21 protein-coding genes and 1 other RNA gene are annotated in these 20,277 nt (G+C 39.7%); 18 read left to right on the top strand and 4 right to left on the bottom strand.

The annotated features are described in order from the left end of the window. Nucleotides 1-29: 29 nt before the first annotated feature. From rnr to ssrA, 4 genes are all read left to right on the top strand, one after another. Complete coding sequence (gene rnr / locus KFZ56_RS13540) at nucleotides 30-2,219, top strand: ribonuclease R (RefSeq protein WP_222642440.1); 2,190 nt, start codon at nucleotides 30-32, stop codon at nucleotides 2,217-2,219. 172 nt (nucleotides 2,220-2,391) lie between these two features. After that, on the top strand, nucleotides 2,392-3,195 hold the full coding sequence (gene zupT, locus KFZ56_RS13535; RefSeq protein ID WP_222642439.1) for a zinc transporter ZupT: 804 nt from the start codon (nucleotides 2,392-2,394) through the stop codon (nucleotides 3,193-3,195). Between the two features lie 78 nt (nucleotides 3,196-3,273). Next, nucleotides 3,274-3,738 (top strand): SsrA-binding protein SmpB, encoded by a 465-nt coding sequence (gene smpB, locus KFZ56_RS13530; protein WP_222642438.1) that lies wholly within the window; start codon nucleotides 3,274-3,276, stop codon nucleotides 3,736-3,738. Nucleotides 3,739-3,917: 179 nt separating this feature from the next. Next, nucleotides 3,918-4,285: a transfer-messenger RNA gene (gene ssrA / locus KFZ56_RS13525) on the top strand. 71 nt (nucleotides 4,286-4,356) lie between these two features. Here the strand turns inward: ssrA and KFZ56_RS13520 are convergent. Further along, nucleotides 4,357-4,443: a YjcZ family sporulation protein gene (locus KFZ56_RS13520; protein WP_255585351.1), complete on the bottom strand. Its 87-nt coding sequence runs from the start codon at nucleotides 4,441-4,443 to the stop codon at nucleotides 4,357-4,359. Between the two features lie 553 nt (nucleotides 4,444-4,996). Between KFZ56_RS13520 and KFZ56_RS13515 the strand changes: the two genes are divergently transcribed. Further along, nucleotides 4,997-5,125, top strand: coding sequence for a sporulation histidine kinase inhibitor Sda (locus KFZ56_RS13515; RefSeq protein WP_222642437.1), 129 nt, complete (start codon nucleotides 4,997-4,999; stop codon nucleotides 5,123-5,125). A 146-nt stretch (nucleotides 5,126-5,271) separates the two neighbouring features. Here KFZ56_RS13515 and KFZ56_RS13510 read toward each other — a convergent pair whose 3' ends face one another. Both KFZ56_RS13510 and KFZ56_RS13505 read right to left on the bottom strand, forming a co-directional pair. Beyond that, nucleotides 5,272-5,532, bottom strand: a complete 261-nt coding sequence (locus KFZ56_RS13510) for a hypothetical protein (protein WP_222642436.1) — start codon at nucleotides 5,530-5,532, stop codon at nucleotides 5,272-5,274. 178 nt (nucleotides 5,533-5,710) lie between these two features. Continuing rightward, nucleotides 5,711-5,965 carry a hypothetical protein gene (locus KFZ56_RS13505; RefSeq protein ID WP_222642435.1) on the bottom strand — a complete coding sequence of 85 codons (255 nt, stop codon included), beginning with the start codon at nucleotides 5,963-5,965 and terminating at the stop codon, nucleotides 5,711-5,713. A 207-nt stretch (nucleotides 5,966-6,172) separates the two neighbouring features. On the opposite strand from KFZ56_RS13505, the gene pgsB reads away from it, so the two are divergent. The 6 genes from pgsB (at nucleotide 6,173) to KFZ56_RS13475 (ending at nucleotide 13,211) form a co-directional block, all read left to right on the top strand. After that, nucleotides 6,173-7,441 carry a poly-gamma-glutamate synthase PgsB gene (gene pgsB, locus KFZ56_RS13500; protein WP_222642434.1) on the top strand — a complete coding sequence of 423 codons (1,269 nt, stop codon included), beginning with the start codon at nucleotides 6,173-6,175 and terminating at the stop codon, nucleotides 7,439-7,441. Nucleotides 7,442-7,579: 138 nt separating this feature from the next. Further along, a complete protein-coding gene (pgsC, locus tag KFZ56_RS13495) occupies nucleotides 7,580-8,029 on the top strand; it encodes a poly-gamma-glutamate biosynthesis protein PgsC (RefSeq protein ID WP_222642433.1) in 450 nt (149 codons plus the stop codon). A gap of 160 nt (nucleotides 8,030-8,189) precedes the next feature. Further along, a complete protein-coding gene (locus KFZ56_RS13490) occupies nucleotides 8,190-9,464 on the top strand; it encodes a CapA family protein (protein ID WP_222642432.1) in 1,275 nt (424 codons plus the stop codon). Beyond that, nucleotides 9,461-11,263, top strand: a complete 1,803-nt coding sequence (locus tag KFZ56_RS13485) for a gamma-glutamyltransferase family protein (protein WP_222642431.1) — start codon at nucleotides 9,461-9,463, stop codon at nucleotides 11,261-11,263. Before KFZ56_RS13490 ends, KFZ56_RS13485 begins: the two co-directional genes overlap by 4 nt. A gap of 105 nt (nucleotides 11,264-11,368) precedes the next feature. Beyond that, a complete protein-coding gene (locus KFZ56_RS13480) occupies nucleotides 11,369-12,085 on the top strand; it encodes an ABC transporter ATP-binding protein (RefSeq protein WP_222642430.1) in 717 nt (238 codons plus the stop codon). After that, a complete protein-coding gene (locus KFZ56_RS13475) occupies nucleotides 12,075-13,211 on the top strand; it encodes an ABC transporter permease (protein ID WP_222642429.1) in 1,137 nt (378 codons plus the stop codon). Before KFZ56_RS13480 ends, KFZ56_RS13475 begins: the two co-directional genes overlap by 11 nt. A gap of 699 nt (nucleotides 13,212-13,910) precedes the next feature. Here KFZ56_RS13475 and trhA read toward each other — a convergent pair. Next, nucleotides 13,911-14,558: a PAQR family membrane homeostasis protein TrhA gene (gene trhA / locus KFZ56_RS13470; RefSeq protein ID WP_222642428.1), complete on the bottom strand. Its 648-nt coding sequence runs from the start codon at nucleotides 14,556-14,558 to the stop codon at nucleotides 13,911-13,913. A 139-nt stretch (nucleotides 14,559-14,697) separates the two neighbouring features. Here trhA and KFZ56_RS13465 point away from each other — a divergent pair, with 139 nt between their 5' ends. From KFZ56_RS13465 to KFZ56_RS13435, 7 genes are all read left to right on the top strand, one after another. Then, a complete protein-coding gene (locus tag KFZ56_RS13465; RefSeq protein WP_222642427.1) occupies nucleotides 14,698-15,276 on the top strand; it encodes a DUF1836 domain-containing protein in 579 nt (192 codons plus the stop codon). 21 nt (nucleotides 15,277-15,297) lie between these two features. Beyond that, nucleotides 15,298-16,299, top strand: coding sequence for an LLM class flavin-dependent oxidoreductase (locus KFZ56_RS13460; RefSeq protein ID WP_222642426.1), 1,002 nt, complete (start codon nucleotides 15,298-15,300; stop codon nucleotides 16,297-16,299). A 175-nt stretch (nucleotides 16,300-16,474) separates the two neighbouring features. Then, nucleotides 16,475-16,828, top strand: a complete 354-nt coding sequence (locus KFZ56_RS13455) for a lmo0954 family membrane protein (protein ID WP_222642425.1) — start codon at nucleotides 16,475-16,477, stop codon at nucleotides 16,826-16,828. Between the two features lie 15 nt (nucleotides 16,829-16,843). Further along, entirely contained in the window at nucleotides 16,844-17,476 is a 633-nt protein-coding gene (locus tag KFZ56_RS13450; RefSeq protein ID WP_222642424.1) for a PspA/IM30 family protein, read from the top strand. A gap of 91 nt (nucleotides 17,477-17,567) precedes the next feature. After that, nucleotides 17,568-18,299, top strand: a complete 732-nt coding sequence (gene liaF / locus KFZ56_RS13445) for a cell wall-active antibiotics response protein LiaF (RefSeq protein WP_222642423.1) — start codon at nucleotides 17,568-17,570, stop codon at nucleotides 18,297-18,299. Then, nucleotides 18,296-19,339 carry a sensor histidine kinase gene (locus KFZ56_RS13440; protein WP_222642422.1) on the top strand — a complete coding sequence of 348 codons (1,044 nt, stop codon included), beginning with the start codon at nucleotides 18,296-18,298 and terminating at the stop codon, nucleotides 19,337-19,339. The genes liaF and KFZ56_RS13440 overlap by 4 nt, the downstream gene beginning before the upstream one ends. After that, nucleotides 19,332-19,964, top strand: coding sequence for a response regulator (locus tag KFZ56_RS13435; RefSeq protein ID WP_222642421.1), 633 nt, complete (start codon nucleotides 19,332-19,334; stop codon nucleotides 19,962-19,964). The genes KFZ56_RS13440 and KFZ56_RS13435 overlap by 8 nt, the downstream gene beginning before the upstream one ends. Nucleotides 19,965-20,277 lie beyond the last annotated feature (313 nt).

Raw genomic sequence — 20,277 nt, 5'->3', positions numbered from 1 at the left:
AAATTATAATGAGTAAAGAAGGTGAGTAAATGAAAGATGATATCCTTACATTTTTTAAGGAATCAGGCACGAAGCCTTTGGCGGTTGATGAAATCGAAGAAGCATTAGAAATTGATGATACAAGTCATTTTAAGGAATTTGTCAAAGCACTGAATGCGCTGGAGGAAGAAGGAGAGCTTGTTCGAACACGGAAAAATCGATTCGGCTTACCTGAGAAGATGAACCTTATTCGTGGAAGAATTCAAATGCATGCGAAAGGGTTCGCTTTCCTCATTCCGGATGATGAAGATCAGACAGATGTCTTTATTAACCCCGCTGATCTCGGCTCAGCAATGAATAAGGATAAAGTGCTGGTTCGAATGGAAAGGAAAGACGATAGTGATAAACGCCCGGAAGGAAGTGTGATACGAATTCTGGAACGTGCTACTTTGCAGGTTGTCGGTACGTTTGAGGATAACCGCGCATTTGGTTTTGTGATAGCGGATGATAAACGCATTCCAAATGATATTTTTATTCCGAAAAACAGGACCAATGGTGCAGTGAGCGGGCATAAAGTCATTGCCCATATTACGAAATACCCGGAAGGACGTAAGAGTGCGGAAGGCGAAATTATTCATATCCTTGGACATAAAAATGATCCGGGTATTGATATTATTTCCATCATTCATAAGCATGGTATTACAGTAGACTTCCCTGATGAAGTGCTCGATCAGGCTGCTAATGCACCGGAGTGTATTTCTGAAAGCGAGATTCAAAACCGGCGTGATCTGCGTGATGAGGTCATCGTTACGATTGACGGTGCGGATGCAAAAGATTTGGATGATGCGGTTATGGTTAAAAAATGTGATAATGGGAATTACAAGCTTGGTGTATATATCGCTGATGTCACGTATTATGTAGAACAAAGCACACCGATGGATAAAGAAGCGTTCGAGCGAGGGACAAGTGTATATTTGGTAGATAGAGTAATTCCGATGATTCCCCATCGACTTTCCAATGGGATTTGCTCTTTAAATCCTCAAGTGGATCGTTTAACACTTGGCTGTGAGATGGAAATCACATCAAAAGGGGAAGTCATCCGTCATGAGATTTTCCAAAGTGTGATAAAGACGGCTGAGCGCATGACATATACGGATGTAAACAAAATCTTAGCCGACCATGACGAGGAAACCAGAGCAAAATATAGCTCCTTGGTACCTATGTTTGAACAAATGGAAGAATTAGCATCGATATTACGCGGCAAACGTATGGGGCGAGGGGCTATTGACTTTGATTTTAAAGAAGCACAAGTCTTAGTGGATGAAAAAGGCAAACCAGAGGATGTCGTGATACGGGAACGTTCTGTTGGAGAACGTTTAATTGAAGAATTTATGCTAGCAGCAAATGAAACCGTTGCTGAGCATTTTCATTGGATGGATGTACCATTTATCCATCGTATCCATGAAGATCCAGATGAAGGGAAGCTACAAAGCTTCTTCGAATTCCTTGGAAGTCTTGGGCTTACCGTTAAAGGTACAGCTAACGAGGTTCACCCACAAGCTTTGCAAAAAGTAATAGAAAAGGTACAAGGTGAGCCCGAAGAAATGATTGTATCTAAGCTCATGTTACGTTCCATGAAGCAAGCGAAATATGATCCACAAAGCATTGGTCATTTTGGTTTAGCAACTGAATTTTATACCCATTTTACATCACCAATTCGGAGATACCCTGATTTAGTTGTCCATCGTTTAATCAGAACCTATTTAATCAATAAACAGATGGATAAGGATACCATCCGATATTGGAAAGAAAGTTTGCCGGAAATTGCAAGACATACATCTGAAAAGGAACGAACAGCTGTGGATGCTGAACGGGAGACAGATGATTTGAAAAAAGCGGAGTATATGCAGGACAAAATTGGCGAAGAATTCACTGGCGTTATCAGTTCCGTAACAAGTTTTGGTATGTTTGTGGAATTGGAAAATACCGTTGAAGGGCTTATCCATGTCAGTTATCTAACAGATGATTACTATCATTATGATGAAAAAAGTCTTGCACTAGTTGGTGAGCGAACAGCTAATGTTTATCGTATTGGTGACGAAGTAGAGATAAAAGTAGCCAGTGTTAATACCGATGAACGTACTGTAGACTTTGAACTAGTTCAGTCTCAAAAGCCAAAACAACGTAAGAAAAAAAATAAGCCAACAGCCACAAAAAATCGGAAGAAGAAGAAAAGATAAAGTAATCGAGGATGAGCTGGATAATCGTATTGGCTCATCCTTTTAAATGGTTGTTAATGATGGTTTATATATATGAATTAATTACATAAAAGTTGGTGTGAATAGACATTATTTTGACGTGTACTATAGGATGATGGTTCTCATGCTCTGGATGGAAGGTGGAATTATATTGATGAATGACATTTTATTAGCATTTTTACTCACGTTATTTGCTGGTCTTGCTACAGGGATAGGGAGCTTACTTGCATTTTTTGCCAAAACAACGAATACGAAATTTTTATCCTTTGCATTAGGGTTGTCTGCAGGAGTTATGGTTTATGTCTCACTAATTGACATATTTTTCGAAGCGCAGGATGCTTTGATTACTGATGTGGGGGAACAAGCAGGTAGCTGGTTAACGGTAATCGCTTTTTTTGCAGGAATGGTGTTAATTGCACTCATTGACCGATTCATTCCGAAACATTCCAACCCGCATGAAGTAAAGAAGGTTGAAGACATGGATAAACCTGGGGCAGCCATCAATGACCCTTCATTGTTGAAAATGGGTGTATTCACAGCATTAGCTATTGGGATTCACAATTTTCCTGAAGGGATCGCAACATTTATGTCAACATTACAGGATCCTACCCTTGGCGTTGCTATTGCCATTGCAATTGCCATTCATAATATACCAGAGGGGATTGCAGTGTCTGTTCCTATTTATTATGCAACAGGGGATAAAAAAAGGGCGTTCAAACTATCGTTTTTGTCCGGTTTGGCTGAACCTGCTGGTGCCCTTCTTGCTTTTTTGATTCTTATGCCGTTTCTAAATGGCGTTATGTTTGGTATAATATTTGCTATGGTGGCAGGGATTATGGTGTTTATTTCATTGGATCAGTTATTACCTGCTGCGAAAAAATACGATGAATCCCATACTTCCATTTATGGCGTTATCATTGGGATGGCTATAATGGCGTTAAGTTTACTGCTGTTATAGTGAACGGGTTGGTCTTGGAATCGTCGTCTATATTTGGTAGAATTAATTTTACGCGTCGGAGTAGTAGGAGGAAACGCCATGCCAAAGGGAAAGGCTAATACAATTGCACAGAATAGGAGAGCGTCCCATGATTTCTCTATTGAAGAAACCTATGAAGCAGGTATTGTTTTACAGGGGACGGAAATAAAATCGATTCGTGCGGGAAGAGTGAATATCAAGGACTCCCATGCAAGAATTGATCGTGGAGAAGTTAAACTCATTAATTTGCATATTGCCGAATATGAACAGGGAAATCGTTTCAATCATGATCCAACACGTACAAGAAAATTGCTGTTGCACCGGAAAGAAATTGACAAATTAATTGGACGCACCCAGCAACAGGGATATGCACTTGTGCCACTGAAAATTTATATTAAGAATGGTGTGGCAAAGGTATTAATTGGACTTGGAAAAGGAAAGAAGAAATACGACAAACGTGAAGATTTGAAACGAAAACAAATGAAACGGGATGCGGATCGTGCTATTAAAGAGCATGCGAAGTGATAAATGTAGACGTTCTGAACGCGCGAGGGCTGGATAAAAACTAGGGTACAAAACAAGTACAGCATGCGCTGAATAAACAGTCACTCGCTTGACTTCAATGGAATTTATGATATAATAAATGATGTTAGATGATAAAAATATGAATATGCTCAATATAGTTCCTGAGCGCCTCTTTAAATGGGGACGTTACGGATTCGACAGGGATAGGTTGAGCTCAGGTTGCGCGTCGAGGTTACGGCTCGTAAAACGTTACTCGCCTAAATATAACTGGCAAAGAAAACAATTCACCAGCTTTAGCAGCTGCATAAGCTGACTAAAGCGATCCTTCCTGCTATCGCCCGTGTGGCAGATTGAAGGGTCTCAAATGAAGCGGGCTCTGACTATTATCCACCATCTGAGGATAATAGTTGAAACCAATCAGACTAGCTGCTCTTTAGAGCCTGTTGGTAGGCTTTAGTGTCAGCGAATCATAATATACCAACTATGCGTGTAGAAGCCTGAGTGGCGATATCTCTGGACGTGGGTTCGATTCCCACCGTCTCCACCAATACATAATGTTGGTGGGCTTTTTTGTGTTTGTGGGACAAGGGGACAGGTCCATTGTCCCAAATGCTCTCTCTATCCTTCCGCAGCAACAATGATGAGAAGGATAAATAATACAATGATTAATGTAAAACCTCCACAACCAAGCCCCAGGTTGTACAACCGGTTATTGGCACCCCCCAGCTAAAAATTACAAATTCCATAAAAAACACTTATCTATAATTTTAATTCAGATTTCTTTCCAGCAAAGGCTAAGCATGCTTCTGTATTAATTTTCCCATAATAGTGGAACGAGGGACAGGGAAGCTGTCCCTTTATTTTTTCGGTACTCAAAGTCATTTAAAACATGACCCACTGTCGAACATAGGAATATGTTGTAAAATTTGCGCGAAGTGGCTGATTTTGAGAAAATTGGTGTATTAAATCGCTACCCGTATGCAAAGAATTACTCTATATCTCTAGCATATCAAGGGATCAGGCCAAGTTGTAAACGGATAAACTTGACCCTATTCTTTCTGATATGCTTTTTTTCTTGGCAAATGGAAAAGTAAAAAATCTATGTACATAAATACAATTTATATTTTGCTATAAGGGGATGACAAAAGTAGCGTTTTCTAATTGAGAAACGATCATAGAATCTTCTCATTTCGCTATTTGATGAAAGGAGGTGATGCGGAAACTACTTTTTCAAATAGATTCTGGGAGGAGGTGCAGTATGGAATATTTATCCGACGAGCTTTTGGTTGACTCGTATAAAAAAGCAATGGATCTTGGTTTAAATCAAGATTTCATTCGAATTTTGGAAAGAGAGTTGGTAAGAAGAAAGCTCGAGCTTTCCTTTTAAAGGCGCAGAAATTGTCTATGGACATGTTGTGCTTTTAATAGCAGAGGCAAGGATATGTAGCAAATTCATTGTTGTTAACAATGATTCGGGCAGCGTTTACGCTGCCCGCTTTTTACAGATTGAAATGGGATAGCTTCCTCACTTCATTATTTATGCTTTTTTCGATTTTGTTCCTGTTTTTGACACTTTTTTTCATCATTATCTACATCTGAATGGGATTTTGTTTTATGGTCAGCGTCAATATAAACATCAACATTAACATAAGAATTTCCGCTTTCTTTTACTTTGGCAATATTAATATTACGGTTCCTGTTTTTTAAATCATTATCGTTATCATTGTCGTTATCTAAGTTGATTTCATTATCAAAGTCAACATTCGCTTTTGCATCCGCATTTGATCTTGACATATAAAACTCCTGATTGCCATGCTCATTAAAATTTCTTTTTCTACATTTCCCCATAGTACGCACTCCTTTATTTCTTTGACATATGATGATGACCTGTAACTACAAAGAATATCGAAGCGGCTATATTCGATAGGTTCATTGTGTTCGTTATACGTTTTTTTCGGTCTTGTATTTATTCTTAATGGCATTTGTTATCAAAGTCTACATCTGAGTGGACTCTTGTTTTTTGATCATCGTCAAGATAAACATTGACCTTAACATAAGAATTTCCGCTTTCTTTTAGTTTGGCGAGGTTAATATTACGATTTTTGTTTTTTAAATCATTATCGTTATCGTTGTCGTTATCTAGTTCGATTTCACTATCAAAGTCAACATGTCCTTTTGCATCCGCATTCGATTGTGAATGCTTGCTTTTTCGTTGTCTCCATCCCATCGTATTTCCTCCTTCCCTTCTTTGACATATAATACTATACGTGAATTTGAAGCTTGTCGAAGCGGCAAGTATATTAAGATAGAAGTATATTTTAAGCGTGGATAACAGAAATCTAAGAATTTTATTTTTAATATTACAAAAGTGACATAAGGGTTGTTGATTTTTGTTGAAAGTAGTATAATTTCATAGATTACTAGGAGGTTTAACATGAATGAGTTGATTTATTTGACAATATTTGCCGTCATTGTGTTGTACATAGGGATACGTGAGAGAAAAAAATTGGATAGAAATATAAATCGAATTCCTACAAGGATCCTTGTGAACGGGATCAGAGGTAAATCAACAGTAACACGGTTAGTGATGGGAATTATCAAAGAAGACCGGAAACGTGTAGCTGGTAAAACAACCGGTACCTCCCCTCGCTTATTTTATTGGGACAAAGAAGAAGAGGAATCCATTACCAGGAGCTTGCAAGGTCCTAATATTTCCGAGCAAAAGGTGATGGTTAATAAAGTTGCTAGACGTGGGGTGGATGCATTTGTAACAGAGTGTATGGCTGTGAACCCCGAATATCAGCATGTTTTTCAGGAACGTTTTGTAAAAGCAACGATCACGATTATTACGAATGTCATGGAAGATCATTTAGATACCATGGGGCCGACCATTGACCAGATTGCAGAAGCGTTTGGCCGAACCATTCCCCACAATGGTTATGTTGTTATTCCTCCTACACACTATTATCGATATTTCGCTGAGATAGCTGGCCGTCGTGGTAGTGAAGTAGTTGTTGCAAATACAGATCTCATCGATGATGCATATCTAACCGAATTTCCGTTTATGATGTTTGCTGAAAATGCTGCGATAGGTTTAGCTGTTGCTGATATCCTTGAGATTGACCGGGATGTTGCGCTCCGAGGCATGCTTAATGCCCCTGTAGATCCTGGCGCAATGCGGGTTCATGCATTTGGCAGGGAAACAGCCCCGAGCTTTTTCTTTAATGGCTTTGCAGCAAATGATATGACTTCTACCATTAATATTTGGAATAAAATTCAGGAACAAGATTATCCCGTTGATAATAATGTGGTGATCATGAACTGTCGGGATGACCGTGTCGACCGAACCATTCAATTTGCCGAAGAGGTGCTACCCGAATTAGACGCTGATACTCTTATTTTGACAGGGAAAAGTGTTACACCGATTGTACAAGCTTATGAGAATGGAAAACTGCCTGTAAATAAGCTTATTAATCTTGAAAAACAATCAACAGAGCGAGTGTTGGCATATATTAGGGGGTTACCCGAGAAAAGTTCGATTTACGGAATTGGAAATATCCACGGAGGCGGTCAGGAACTAGCGGACGCTATAGAGCAACTGGAATTGGAAAAATTAAATGTTTCCGAGCCGAAAGAAACAAAGAAACAAAATAACAAACAATCACGCCATAAAGAAAAAACTTTTGCCGAATCTCTTTCTTAGGCAGTTAAGAAAGTATGACTACCCTCTTACTGTATAAGTGCAACTAAGGCATTTGCCTAAGGCTTGGCAAATGCCAAGTTTTCTAATAGAGATTCGGAGACATATGAGCAGGGTTTGCATAAAGGAGTTGGCACAAACGTGTTTGGTACAGATTTATATATTGCTATTATTATTGGTGTTCTGCTTTCACTAATTTATGCTGAAAAAACTGGGATTGTCCCAGCAGGATTGGTTGTACCGGGATATATTGCCCTCATTTTTGATCAGTTTATGTATATTGTCGTTGTAGCGGTGATCAGTTTACTGACGTACCTTATTGTCACACAGGTAATAGGTCGAGTAACTGTATTATATGGACGGCGCAAGTTTGCTGCAATGTTAACCATAGGGGTCTTGCTGAAAATGGGAATGGATTTTCTCTATCCATTAACCCCTTTTCCAGTTATGGAGTTAAGGGGGATCGGTGTTATTGTGCCAGGATTGATTGCCAATTCCATTCATAAACAGGGAGTTCTTCCTACTTTCTCATCCACATTCATTATTGCTTTTTGTACATTTATCATTATTACGATTTATCATTTATTTTAAGTAGATAAGAAAGGTTAACCTTTCTTATCTATCTAAGTGCGAGCTTTGGCTTTACCATAAAGGTTTGCACTCCAAATTTTAAAGGTTTCTAATAAAGCAAAGAATGCTTTCTAAGAACCCCCTTAACAAAGTCAAGTTTCAAAAGTAGGTGCGTTAGAAAATGGCTAAAGAATTATCCTTTAAAGAAAGATTAAAATTGAAGACGATTCGTCATCGTAACAGAGCTTTACGTCATTCGATCATTGCGCTTATTGTATTGGCAATTCCTTTCTTTGGTCATCAGTTGTTCTTTTCCGCTTCTCCGCCGTCTGATACCAGGCCGGATAATGTAGAATACCGAATGTCCATTGTCGGTGATATGATGATGGGGCGTCATGTGCATGATGCTGCTGTAAGAAGTGGTGAATCGATGGAGCGTGTCTTTGACTATGTTCACCCTTTTTTTGAAGAATCGGATTATGTTACCGGAAATTTTGAGAACCCGATACTAGATGTTGATGATGAGGAAGTAGAAGCAATGATGGATGATGCGGAATTACACAATAAAGATATCCATATTTATTCAGAACCATGGGCCATTGATGCGCTCGATTCTGCGGGATTCGATTCTGTTAACTTTGCCAATAATCATGCCCTTGACTTTGGTGATTTATCGCTTCAGCAGACGTTGGCTCATACAGAAGATGCACCATTTGATACGGTAGGAATTGGTGATGCCATGAATCTTTCGGAAGAAGAAAAGGAAGAAGGAGCAACGGATGCTGCTGAAATGTCCTATTTTGATATCAATGAGGATGTTCGTGCAGGCATCATTGGCTTTACGGATGTTTTTGTGGAAGGATTCAGTGCTCAGGACTATGTAGGAGGCGTATTCACACCACAAAATCAAGGAATGATGGAGTTAAGAAATCGCCTGCTTCAGGCAAAAGTCCCGGAGGAAGAAGATGGTGGCGGGGCAGATATCGTTATTGTCCATATCCATTGGGGGGATGAATACCAGGTTGGCTCCAACGATCGGCAGGAAGAACTGGCACAATACTTAGCTAATTATGGCGCAGATATTATTATTGGTCATCATTCCCACGTGCTGGAACCTGTCACTGTTGTAGAAGGGGCAGATGGGAATCGCGCCATTGTTATGAACGGTATGGGAAATTTCGTTTTCGATCAGGGCTGGACCCGTACAAAGGAATCTGCCATGGCGCAATTCGATTTCCTGGATGACGGTTCTAAACAACTTTCGTTTGTACCAATGTATATTGAAAATACCAGCCCGAGGGAAACAGCTGGATGGACGAAGTTCTATCGAGACTACCGCATTTTTAGGACCCTAAGGAAAGAGTTGGACAATGAATGGTGGACTGTGGAAGATGGACGTCTAAACATTGACCTGGATAAAGCAGGTGTCCTTGAAGGAGTGCAAATTACATCATGAATGTCAAACGTTATTTAAAAATCACCTATATTTTTGCGGGAATTGTCTTGATTGGATTAATTGGCTGGAATTATTATTTTGAAGATGAATTTGACCCGTTTAGAGAGCCTTATTCCGGTGATGATTATACGGATAGGCAAGTGGAATCGGTTGGAGGTCAAAGTGAGGCGGATGCAAGTGATGCAGAAGAGCCACGTGTAGAAGTTTACGGGACCAGTTCTCTTCATCCGCTAGCTGCAGATGTCGGTATGGAAATCATTGAAGATGGGGGAAATGCGATCGACGCGGCTGTGGCCGTCTCATTTATGCTCAATGTTGTTGAACCATATGGATCAGGTATAGGCGGTGGTGGCATTATGCTTTACCATGATCCGCAAGAAGGGGCTGTCAGCTATGATTACCGAGAGGCCGCTCCCATTAGTGGTGAGCAGCCGGATAGGGGTGTTGCCGTTCCCGGCCTTGTCAAAGGGATGGACTCCATTCATGAAAATTATGGGGAGATGGCTTGGGAAGACCTTTTAGAGCCTGCGATTGAAATAGCTGAGGAAGGGTTTCAGGTTGGGGAGATTTTTAACCAGCAGACAAGTAGTGCTGATCGTTATCTTCAGTTGGATCCACAGGAAAGGGAATTATTTTTCCCTGGAGGCCAGGCATTAGCCGTTAATGAGTCCCTTGTGCAAGATGAGCTGGCAGAAACATTAAGGCTTATCCAGGAAAACCGATCAGAGGGATTTTATAGCGGACCGATCGGAGAATCGCTTCAGGAGGAATTAGGTTTTACAGCACAAGACTTAGAAACATATGAACCACAAGTATCCGAACCGGTTAAGGCAGAAGTTGGAGATCAGATCGTTTATGGTGGTGCTTCACCTTCATCAGCAACGGTTGTACTTCAGGCATTAAAATTAGCTGACAAAATAGACCTCACGGAAATGTTTCCTGATGAGGATATACCGGAGAACCTTGATTTTGGAGACTTGGTGAACCATGATGAACTCGAACATGTTTATATGCATCTTATGAACGAGATCACAAAAATTACGTACCGTCACCGTATTGATACGTTAGGTGATCCGGAATTTGATCAAATTGATCATGAATCTTTTACTAGTGATGCTTATATTGATGAGATGTTTGATGAAATTTCGTATGAAGAAATAACAGAAGCAGATACATCTACGCTATTTGATTCACCTTCCGAAGAAGCAGATTCCAGACATACTACACACTTTGTTATTGTAGACAAAGAGGGAAGGATGGTCTCAGCTACACATTCGTTAGGGGAGTTTTATGGATCGGGAAGGTATACAAATGGATTCTTCCTCAATAATCAAATGGACAACTTCAGTCCGGATGATGAATCCTTAAACCGATATGAACCTGGAAAAAGGCCGAGGTCATTCGTATCACCATTGATTTTTGAAGATAGTGGTCAACCCGTTCTTGGAATAGGGACTCCCGGTGGAAAACGTATTCCGGCTATGCTCTTTCAGGCAATTATGCAGTACCAGTATGCTTTTAACGAAGAGGATGAAAGGGTTAGTCTGCAAGAGGCCATTGAGGCATCACGCTTTTACAATGAAGAAGAAGTTATCTATGTGGAAGAAGCGCTTCCCGAAGAAACGATGCAAAAACTCCGGGATATGGGGTATTCTGTTATCGGACATGATTCTCCACTATTCTATGGAGGTATACAAGGCCTTGGGGTTATTCTTAATGAACAAGGGCAAACACAAGGAATGTATGGTGGGGGAGATCCACGCAGAAATGGTTCCTGGCAAATTGAAGAGGGAGAATAAAGCAATTCATGCAAAATGCTTTCATATTTATATGAGGGCATTTTTGTATATCTTCTTTATGTTATAATTTTATTATGAACGGGCTAAATGGAGGTAATTCAATAAATGAACCAAAGTAATGTATTATCAGCTAACCTTATAGAAGGTGGGTATACAACAGATGCTAAGGTACTCCAAGATATTTCCTTTTCTGTGGATAAAGGTGAAATTGTCGGGTTGATAGGTCCCAATGGGGCTGGTAAAAGCACAACTATTAAAGCAATACTCGGAATTTTAAATTATATAAATGGAGATATTCATGTAACTGAATACGCTTATATTCCCGAAAGACCGATTTTTTATGATGGACTAACTTTGTGGGAACACATTGATTTTTTATTATCTATTACTGAAGTGGATGAACAGCAATTTATCCCTCTAGCCCGGGATCTATTGAAGGCGTTTCAACTGTCTCATGTCGTTAACCATTATCCGGAAAATTTCTCAAAAGGAATGCAGCAAAAAGGGATGATTGTGCTTGCTTTATTGAAGCAGCCTTGTTTATATATCATTGACGAACCTTTCATGGGGTTAGACCCAACTGCCATTAATAAGTTATTGGAAATGATCCATCAGGAAAAAGAGCGTGGTGCAGGGGTGCTTATGTCCACACATGTACTTGATACAGCTGAAAAGGTTTGCGATCGTTTTATCCTGATTTCAAATGGAAAGGTGCTTTCGCAAGGGACACTTGCACAAATTCAAACGGATAGCGGGTTAGCACAGGGATCATTATTTGATTGCTTCGATGTTCTAACTAGCGTGATTTCCTATGACTGGTAGACAGCTTTTTCGCAGGCGGTTTGTGGAAGAATGGAAGTTTCAATGGAAGGTTTTGCGTTCTGTTTTTGATTGGTCTATTATTTTATATGCCGTCGTACCAGCATTTATCGTTGCTCCTTTGGTGTATATGGAGATGTGGCAGGATATTCACATCTATTGGAGTGAAGAAATTCCATTATCTATATTAATTGGAATCATACTAATGCTGTCCATTATTGGGAATTTCCGGACCTTTCTCTTGGAAGCAGATATGCTGTTTCTCATGCAACGAAAGCAAGTCCTTTATCAACTGAAATTATCGGGTTTTCTTTACTCTATTTGTCAAATTATTTTAAGTACGGCTGTTATATTTATAGTTATACTACCAATTCTTCTATTCATGTATGATTTTGTCGTGATGGATATTCTGTTTTTATTCATAGTAGTAAATGCATGTCGTTTTTCTATGTTAACATTAAAAAAAGTAATCACGCGTGTGATAACAAGATGGATGATTTTTCCTGTTGTTTTTATGGTGACTTATATGCTGATTTTACATGTGAATGGTGTGTTGTTGGCTGCTGCAAGCGTCGTGGTTATCGGTGGTGTTTGCTATTTTCATGTGACCCGGTTTGTCAGAACCAATCGCTATTTTCTACAGGAATTAGTGATTGAGCAAACGGAGCGTGTGCGCTATATTAAATTTATTTTAATGTTCTCCCAGGAAGTGGAGCAAGCTCCCGTCAAGCAACGTAAACTTCCCATGCTTTTTCCGAATTCCAAGCACATGTTTCAGAAGCGGAATAAAGAAAATGGGTTGCTTGAATTTTTATTAAAAGCTTTTTTGCGTCATAAAGGATACATGGTAAGTTTAAGCCAGATAGTCGGTCTTACGATATTTGGAGTCATTGTTCTGCCCGTTTGGTTGAAGTGGATGTTATGCATCTGTTTTGTCTTTTTTTTAAATACCTGGACAAAGAGTATTTACTTAAAATTGATAGAAAGCCCTTTTTTTGTCGTTGTCCCTTATGGAGGTGAAGAGGTAACCTATGCTGTCTGGCCGCGATTTCGAAGATGGATTGTTGGTCCTTCTATTGTTTTTGTGGCTGGAGTGAGTTTGGTACTGAGTGTTAAAGCATTTTTCTAAGCATTGATTGGATACGAATTATTGTTCCTGATATAGGCGTGGAAACATTTAGGAATAAAAGGTGGTTATATGGCGTTTTATCCATTTTGCAGATGATGTTGCACTATGGACAAAAGCTGAGCAGGATCTGGATCTGGCCTCTTGAAAGAATTCTGCAAGAATCAAAAGAAAGCACTTGTCGCTATATATCTCTCAATGGGGAAGGAAAAATGAGTATCCTATGCTTTTCAGACGAACCATGTGCATGAAGAACGGTTCTACGGTACACGGATGAGCTTTTTCAGATAAATCATGAGTTTGAGAACGGTTCTACGGTACACGGATGAGCTTTTTCAGACAAATCATGAGTTTGAGAACGGTTCTACGGTACATGGATGAGCTTTTTCAGGCAAATCATGAGTTTGAGAATGGTTCTATGGTACATGCAAGGCCTAGAATCGACACAACCATGTACCAGAGAGATATGATTTGTCTACATGTCCACACTTTTCCGAGTAATCCAGTAACCTCTTCCTATGTAAACCAACTCACACCGTTGCAGTGTCCAGTATGCATAGGTTGCGTAATCCCTGCTACCCTGTTTCAAGACACGCACAAACGGTTATGTGCGATCCACAATCCTACATGCTGTGAGGGGTATGACGCTCACAGACGAGGGTAATTTCCAGCCAGTTGATTTTCCCTTTAAGAACCTCAAAGCTAAAGCACATACCCATACACACAATAAAAATGAAACAGGCTGCCGAATAATATAAACACATGGAAAATCTCGTGAAAGCCGAAATGTTTAAATGATAGAAACTTCGGTTTAAGCCAATAAATGACAGCTCCGACCGTGTAAAACAGACCACCGGTAATAAGGAGTGTCATTCCACCAGCACCTAAGATTGGGGAGAGCGTAGGAGTAAAAAAAACAACAAGCCACCCCATTGCTACATAGAGACTAGTTGACAACAACCTCGGTGAATGGAACCAGACCAGTTTAAATATAACCCCCATAATGGCGATCACACTTATCACGGCGAAAAGCACCCATCCCGTTACGCCATTTAAACTGATTAAACATAACGGTGTATAGGTTCCGGCAATTAATACAAAAATCATGGAATGGTCCATCCGTCTTAGAAAAGCAATGACATGATCTTTGGCAACCACCATATGATAGGTGGCTGATGCCGTGTATAACAAGATCATACTGACACCAAAAATAATTACTGCACTGATTGCAAGCATCGATTCTGTGGTTATGGAAGCTTTAATAACCAATGCAAGTAAACCGAAAAACGATAAAACAGCTCCAAATAAATGTGTAAACCCGTTTACTGGTTCACGTATATATATCCCCAATTTATCAACACCCTTATTTTACTATGTAGTTTTTAAAACTATATTACCATCATATATGCATATCATTAAGTAGTCAATATTTACTTTAAAAAATGTTTGCACTATAATAGATTCAAATGAAAAAAATGGAGTTTTCGTTATGAAGAATATGGATGATTTACTAGAAGCGTTGGACTTGGATAACCATTTATCCTTCGAAGAAATACCGGATATTGATTTGTACATGGATCAGGTTATACAATTATTTGAAAATAAATTTGCGGATTCCAAGCGCAATGATGATGAAAAGGTTTTGACGAAAACGATGATCAACAATTATGCCAAGGGTAAATTGTTTTTTCCCGTTCAAAATAAAAAATACTCCAAAGACCATCTGATTCTTATAAGCATGATTTATCAGATGAAGGGTGCGTTATCGATCAATGATGTGAAAACGACCTTGGATAAATTAAATACAAAATTGACGGAAGATGACTTTGATTTACAACATCTGTACAAGCATTATGTTAAGCTTTCGGAAACGAATGTGGATATGTTTAAGGAGGACCTTCAAACCCATAAACAGGAGGTTAACAAAGAGATAGTAGAATTGGAAGATACCGATGCGGAATACTTGCAACAGTTGTTGATGGTAGCAACCCTTACAAGTATGAGTAATTTTTACCGCAGAGCAGCAGAGAAAATCGTGGATGAAATTGGGAAAAAGGGAGAAGAATAGCAAGAAAGAAGGGATGACATCATGAAACTTAGTATATTAGACCAATCACCTATTTCATCTGGGAAAACCCCTCAAGAAGCATTAACGGCTACAGTTGAACTTGCGAAGAGAGCTGATGAATTAGGCTACACTCGGTATTGGGTTGCCGAGCATCATGATTTGTCAGGACTGGCGTCACCTGCTCCGGATATCATGCTGGGGCTTATTGGTTCACAAACGAAGCGGATTCGAATCGGCGCAGGAGCTGTATTATTGCCACATTATAAACCGTATAACGTTGCCGAAAGGTACAACATGCTGACCACACTATTTCCCGGTCGGGTGGATTTGGGTATTGGGCGAGCACCAGGTGGATCTGCAGAAGTTACCATGGCATTATCGGATAATTTTTTAGAGCAGGTTCGTAAAATGCCTGAATCGTTAACGGAGCTGTTAACCTTTTTATACCATGATCGGGATTTTCCAAAAGATCATATGTATTCCAAGATTACGCCGGCCCCAGTTCCATCCGCTTCACCTGAAGTTTGGTTACTCGGTACAAGTGAAAAAAGCGCCATTTTAGCAGCAGAAGAAGGGATACCGTATGCGTTTGGCCATTTCATGACGGACAAGGCCGGACCCAGTATTGTGAAGAAATATCATGAAAATGTGACGGTGGAGCATGAGAAAAAGGCAATTATTGCGGTATCTGTTATTTGTGCTGAAACCACTAAAGCAGCACAAGAGCTCGCATTAAGTCACTTGCTTTGGAAAGTTCAACAGGGAAAAGGTGGGGGAAAAGATGGTGTTCCTAGTATTGAGGAAGCGAAGGGATATGACTTTTCTGAGAAAGAGACAGAAACCATACGGGATATGCGAAATAATACGATCATCGGAAACCCCGTTGAGGTGAGGCAACAGCTAGAAGAACTACAAATGCGTTACGGGACAGAAGAATTCATGATTGTCACAATCACCCATAGTTATGAGGCAAGGAAAAAATCGTATGAATTGATTGCAGCAGAATTCGGCTATACATTTTAAAGAGCCATTAAAGGGATTAACAGCTTCCCTTTAATGGCTTTTTTATTCTTTTCTTTTAAAAAAACGACATCCACCTACGTCTGAAGCCCTAGTCTAAAATATGGCGCAGGCTCATTACTGATACCCCGTTTCCTCGGTAAAATGAAAGTCAGGATAAAGAAAGGAGGCGGAAGTAATGAAGAAATTTATGTTGTTTGTCGGTGGGTTAGTTGCTTTGATCATCTTATTAGCTAACCTCGGACCAATGGTTTTTTTAGCCCTTAGTGTCTGGCTACTGTATGTCGCTTTTAAGCAATTCGTTAAGAGTGATTCAACAGCAGCAAAAATTGGATGGGTCATTGTTGGTTTGATTGTACTTAGCGTCGCTCTATCCAATATATTTGCGGTTATTGGCTTAGTGGCAGCATATGCACTGTATTTAATTTATGTCGGTTGGAAAAAGGATGACAGTGACCCGGTTGTACATGTGGTACATGATGATGACCCGTTTACCAATTTTGAAAGACAATGGTCGGAAATAAATAATTAAAAAAGGAGAATTTCAATGGCTACAAACATATTTACACGGATGAAAGATTCGATTTCAGCAGATCTGCACAATATGATGGATCAAAAGGAACAGAAAAACCCAATAGCTGCTTTAAATCAATACCTGCGTCAAAGTGAACAGGAAAAAGATAAAGTTCGAAAATTAGTAGATCGTCAGTACAAATTGAAAGATGAATTCACGAGAGAGTATCATATGGCACAGGATCTTGCAGATAAGCGACGAAAGCAGGCAAATATTGCAGAAAAAGCCGGCGAAGAACAAATGCGTGAATTTGCGATGAAGGAACATGAGGAATATCAAGTACGTGCTGAGCGTATGAAGGCTTCCCGAGAAGAAGCGGTGGAACAATTGGAAACACTGGAACAAAAATATGAAGAAATGAAGCATAAGCTAAAAGATATGCATCTGCGTCGCATGGAATTAATGGGACGTGAGAATATTGCACATGCGAACCATCAGATAAATAAAGTCACCGAAGAAACGGCTGACAAACCCTTTTCCCGCTTCGAGGAGATGGAACAATATATCGAGGGCTTGGAGTATAAAGTAAATAGCTCCTACTATCGAAGCACATTTGATAGTAAAATTGCCAAGCTTGAGCAGGAAATGGACGATAAAGCAAATTAGTCTATCCAATGTTTAAGGAAAAAGTGATATACTAAGAACAGGTGCGGCCCGCTGCGCCTGTTTTACATAATTAGAAAGGGGGCTCACTCTCATGTTTAAACGGTTGACAACAGATACGTATAACTGGATCCTGATCATTGGAGTGGTCCTCTTTATTTTTGAAATTGTCTTCTTTTTTGGAGGTACTATCATCCCGGCACTGTTCTCCGGTTTTTTTATGTATATTGGCTGGAAAAAATTTGACCAACTATGGGGGAAAATTTTATTTTGGATTTCATTAGTTGGTCTGGTATTTGCTGTATTGAACTTACTTGCGGTTCGCTTCTTGATAATTGCAGCAATTGTTTTATTCATCCTTAATTATTCAAAGTCCAAAAAAGAGACAGAACACATAAACCCGATGTTTCCTGATGTTGATGAAGAAACGATGGATTCAATAATAGAAATGAAACCATTATTTGATCATAAATTATTTGAAGATCAGGAAACAGAGAATACTGCATACCAATGGCGAGATGTAAATATTCATGGAGCTTTTGGGGATCGTATGATTGATCTGAGCAACACAGTTCTGCCTAAGGATACTGCAATCATTTCCATCCGGCATATAATGGGAAATATTGAAATTTACGTCCCCTACGAAGTGGAAGTGAGTATCCATCACAGTTCTGTTTTTGGTCGGGCATATATTTTTGGAAACCATCACTGGAAATTAATGAATAAATCACTTTTGTATCAAACATCAAACTATGGTGGTACATACCCACGTGTAAAAATCATTACGTCTATATTTTCCGGGGATATTGAGGTGAAACGAATATGAGTACAATGATACGTCATGTTTTCACCGCAGTCCTATTTAGTTTATTCCTGGCATTGATATTAGTAGGTTTAACGCTGCTAATTTTTCCTTTAGACGATTGGTCACTTATTTTAAAAAAGGAAATTGGTAATGTATCATTTCTACTACTGGTGATAGGAATATCAATCACATTGGGTACGATACTTGGCCTATCCATAGGACGGTATTGGAAGCAACGACTTCATCAGATTGAACATAGACTGGATGAAATGGTTAAAGGTCAAAAATTCACAACAGGAGACGTGACCTACAAAGAATTAGGCAACATCGAGATGCGGATGGAGCAGCTCCAAGAGAAGCTTAGGAACCAGACGGAATATTCACAGCGGTTGGCTACAGAAAGAGCCAACGAACGGGAGCAAAGCCTTCAGGAAATTGTAGTCCAGGAAAGAAATCGACTAGCAAGGGAGCTGCATGACTCGGTTAGTCAGCAGCTGTTTGCCGCATCGATGATGATGTCAGCTATAAATGAATCGAATCCACCGGAACACGATTCGATAAAGAAACAAATGCAAATGGTGGAAAACATGATTCATCAATCTCAACTTGAAATGCGTGCATTATTACTTCATCTACGTCCGGCCGCGTTAAAAGGGAAATCCTTACAGAAAGGTGTCGAGGAACTACTGATTGAGATGACGCAAAAAGTGCCAATGGAGATTGATTGGAAGATTGAGGAATTCAGGGCTGATAAAGGTGTCGAGGATCAACTTTTTCGCATTCTGCAAGAGTCTATGTCGAATACACTTCGACATGCAGAAGCTGTCACGTTTCATGTTATGTTAATTGAACGTGATGAGACAGTGATTTTACGAACAGTTGATAATGGAAAGGGCTTTGATATGGAAAATAGTAGAACGGGTTCTTACGGTCTGCAAAATATGCGTGAACGTGCTTATGAAGTAGGAGGTTTCTTTAAAGTTATAAGTGTACCTAATGAAGGTACACAGTTAGAGGTAAAAGTCCCGAACCTAAGAAAAGAGGTTGAGCCTAATGATTAAAATTCTATTCGCCGATGATCATGAAATGGTACGGATTGGTGTGTCATCATACCTTTCTGCTCAACCTGATATGGAGGTTGTTGCTGAAGCAGATGATGGTGGGCCTGCAGTTGAAAAGGCATTGGCGTTAAAACCGGATATTATTTTGATGGATCTTGTAATGAAAGAAATGGACGGAATTGAAGCAACAAGTCATATTATTGCACAGTGGCCGGAAGCGAGGATTATTATTGTCACCAGTTTTCTTGATGATGAAAAAGTTTATCCGGCACTGGAAGCTGGAGCAACAAGCTATATGTTGAAAACATCAAAGGCAAGCGAAATTGCTAAAGCAGTCCGTGCTACGTATGAAGGGCAATCGATTTTGGAACCTGAAGTCACAGGGAAAATCATGAATCGCATGCGGGAAAAACCTGCTGAGGATCTGCATGAACAATTGACAGATCGTGAAATGGAAATTTTGCTATTAGTCGCTCAGGGGAAAATAAATCAGGAAATTGCGGATGAATTATATATCGCATTAAAAACGGTAAAAGTACATGTGAGCAATATTTTAGGAAAATTGGAAGTCCAGGACCGGACACAGGCTGTGATTTATGCGTTTAAGCATGATTTGATTCAGTGATTTAGTTGAAAAACGTGGGAATCAACCTTAAAGTAGAAATATTAACCTAAGTGTATGTTATAAAGAGGCTGGGACAAAAGTGTTTTTAACAAATAAATTTCGAACATACATCGCTTCGGAAATATACTTCGCGCACCTTAGGGCGGCTGGTGAGCCCCCTTGTGCGCTTCGTGTTGCAAGCGACTTCGAGGGGCAGCACTCCTCGCAAAAAAGATTGCTATCGCACTTCGGAGTCTCACCTATGCCTTCCCTCCCGCTGGAGTCTCCGCATATTTCCTACGCTAAGTTTGATAATGTTCGTCTTTTTAATTAA

This window comes from Virgibacillus sp. NKC19-3 (assembly GCF_019837165.1).
In the GTDB taxonomy this organism is placed as follows: domain Bacteria; phylum Bacillota; class Bacilli; order Bacillales; family Amphibacillaceae; genus Virgibacillus_L; species Virgibacillus_L saliphilus.
The sequence above is the reverse complement of the archived record's forward strand: the minus strand, read 5'-3'. Positions and strand labels throughout refer to the sequence as shown.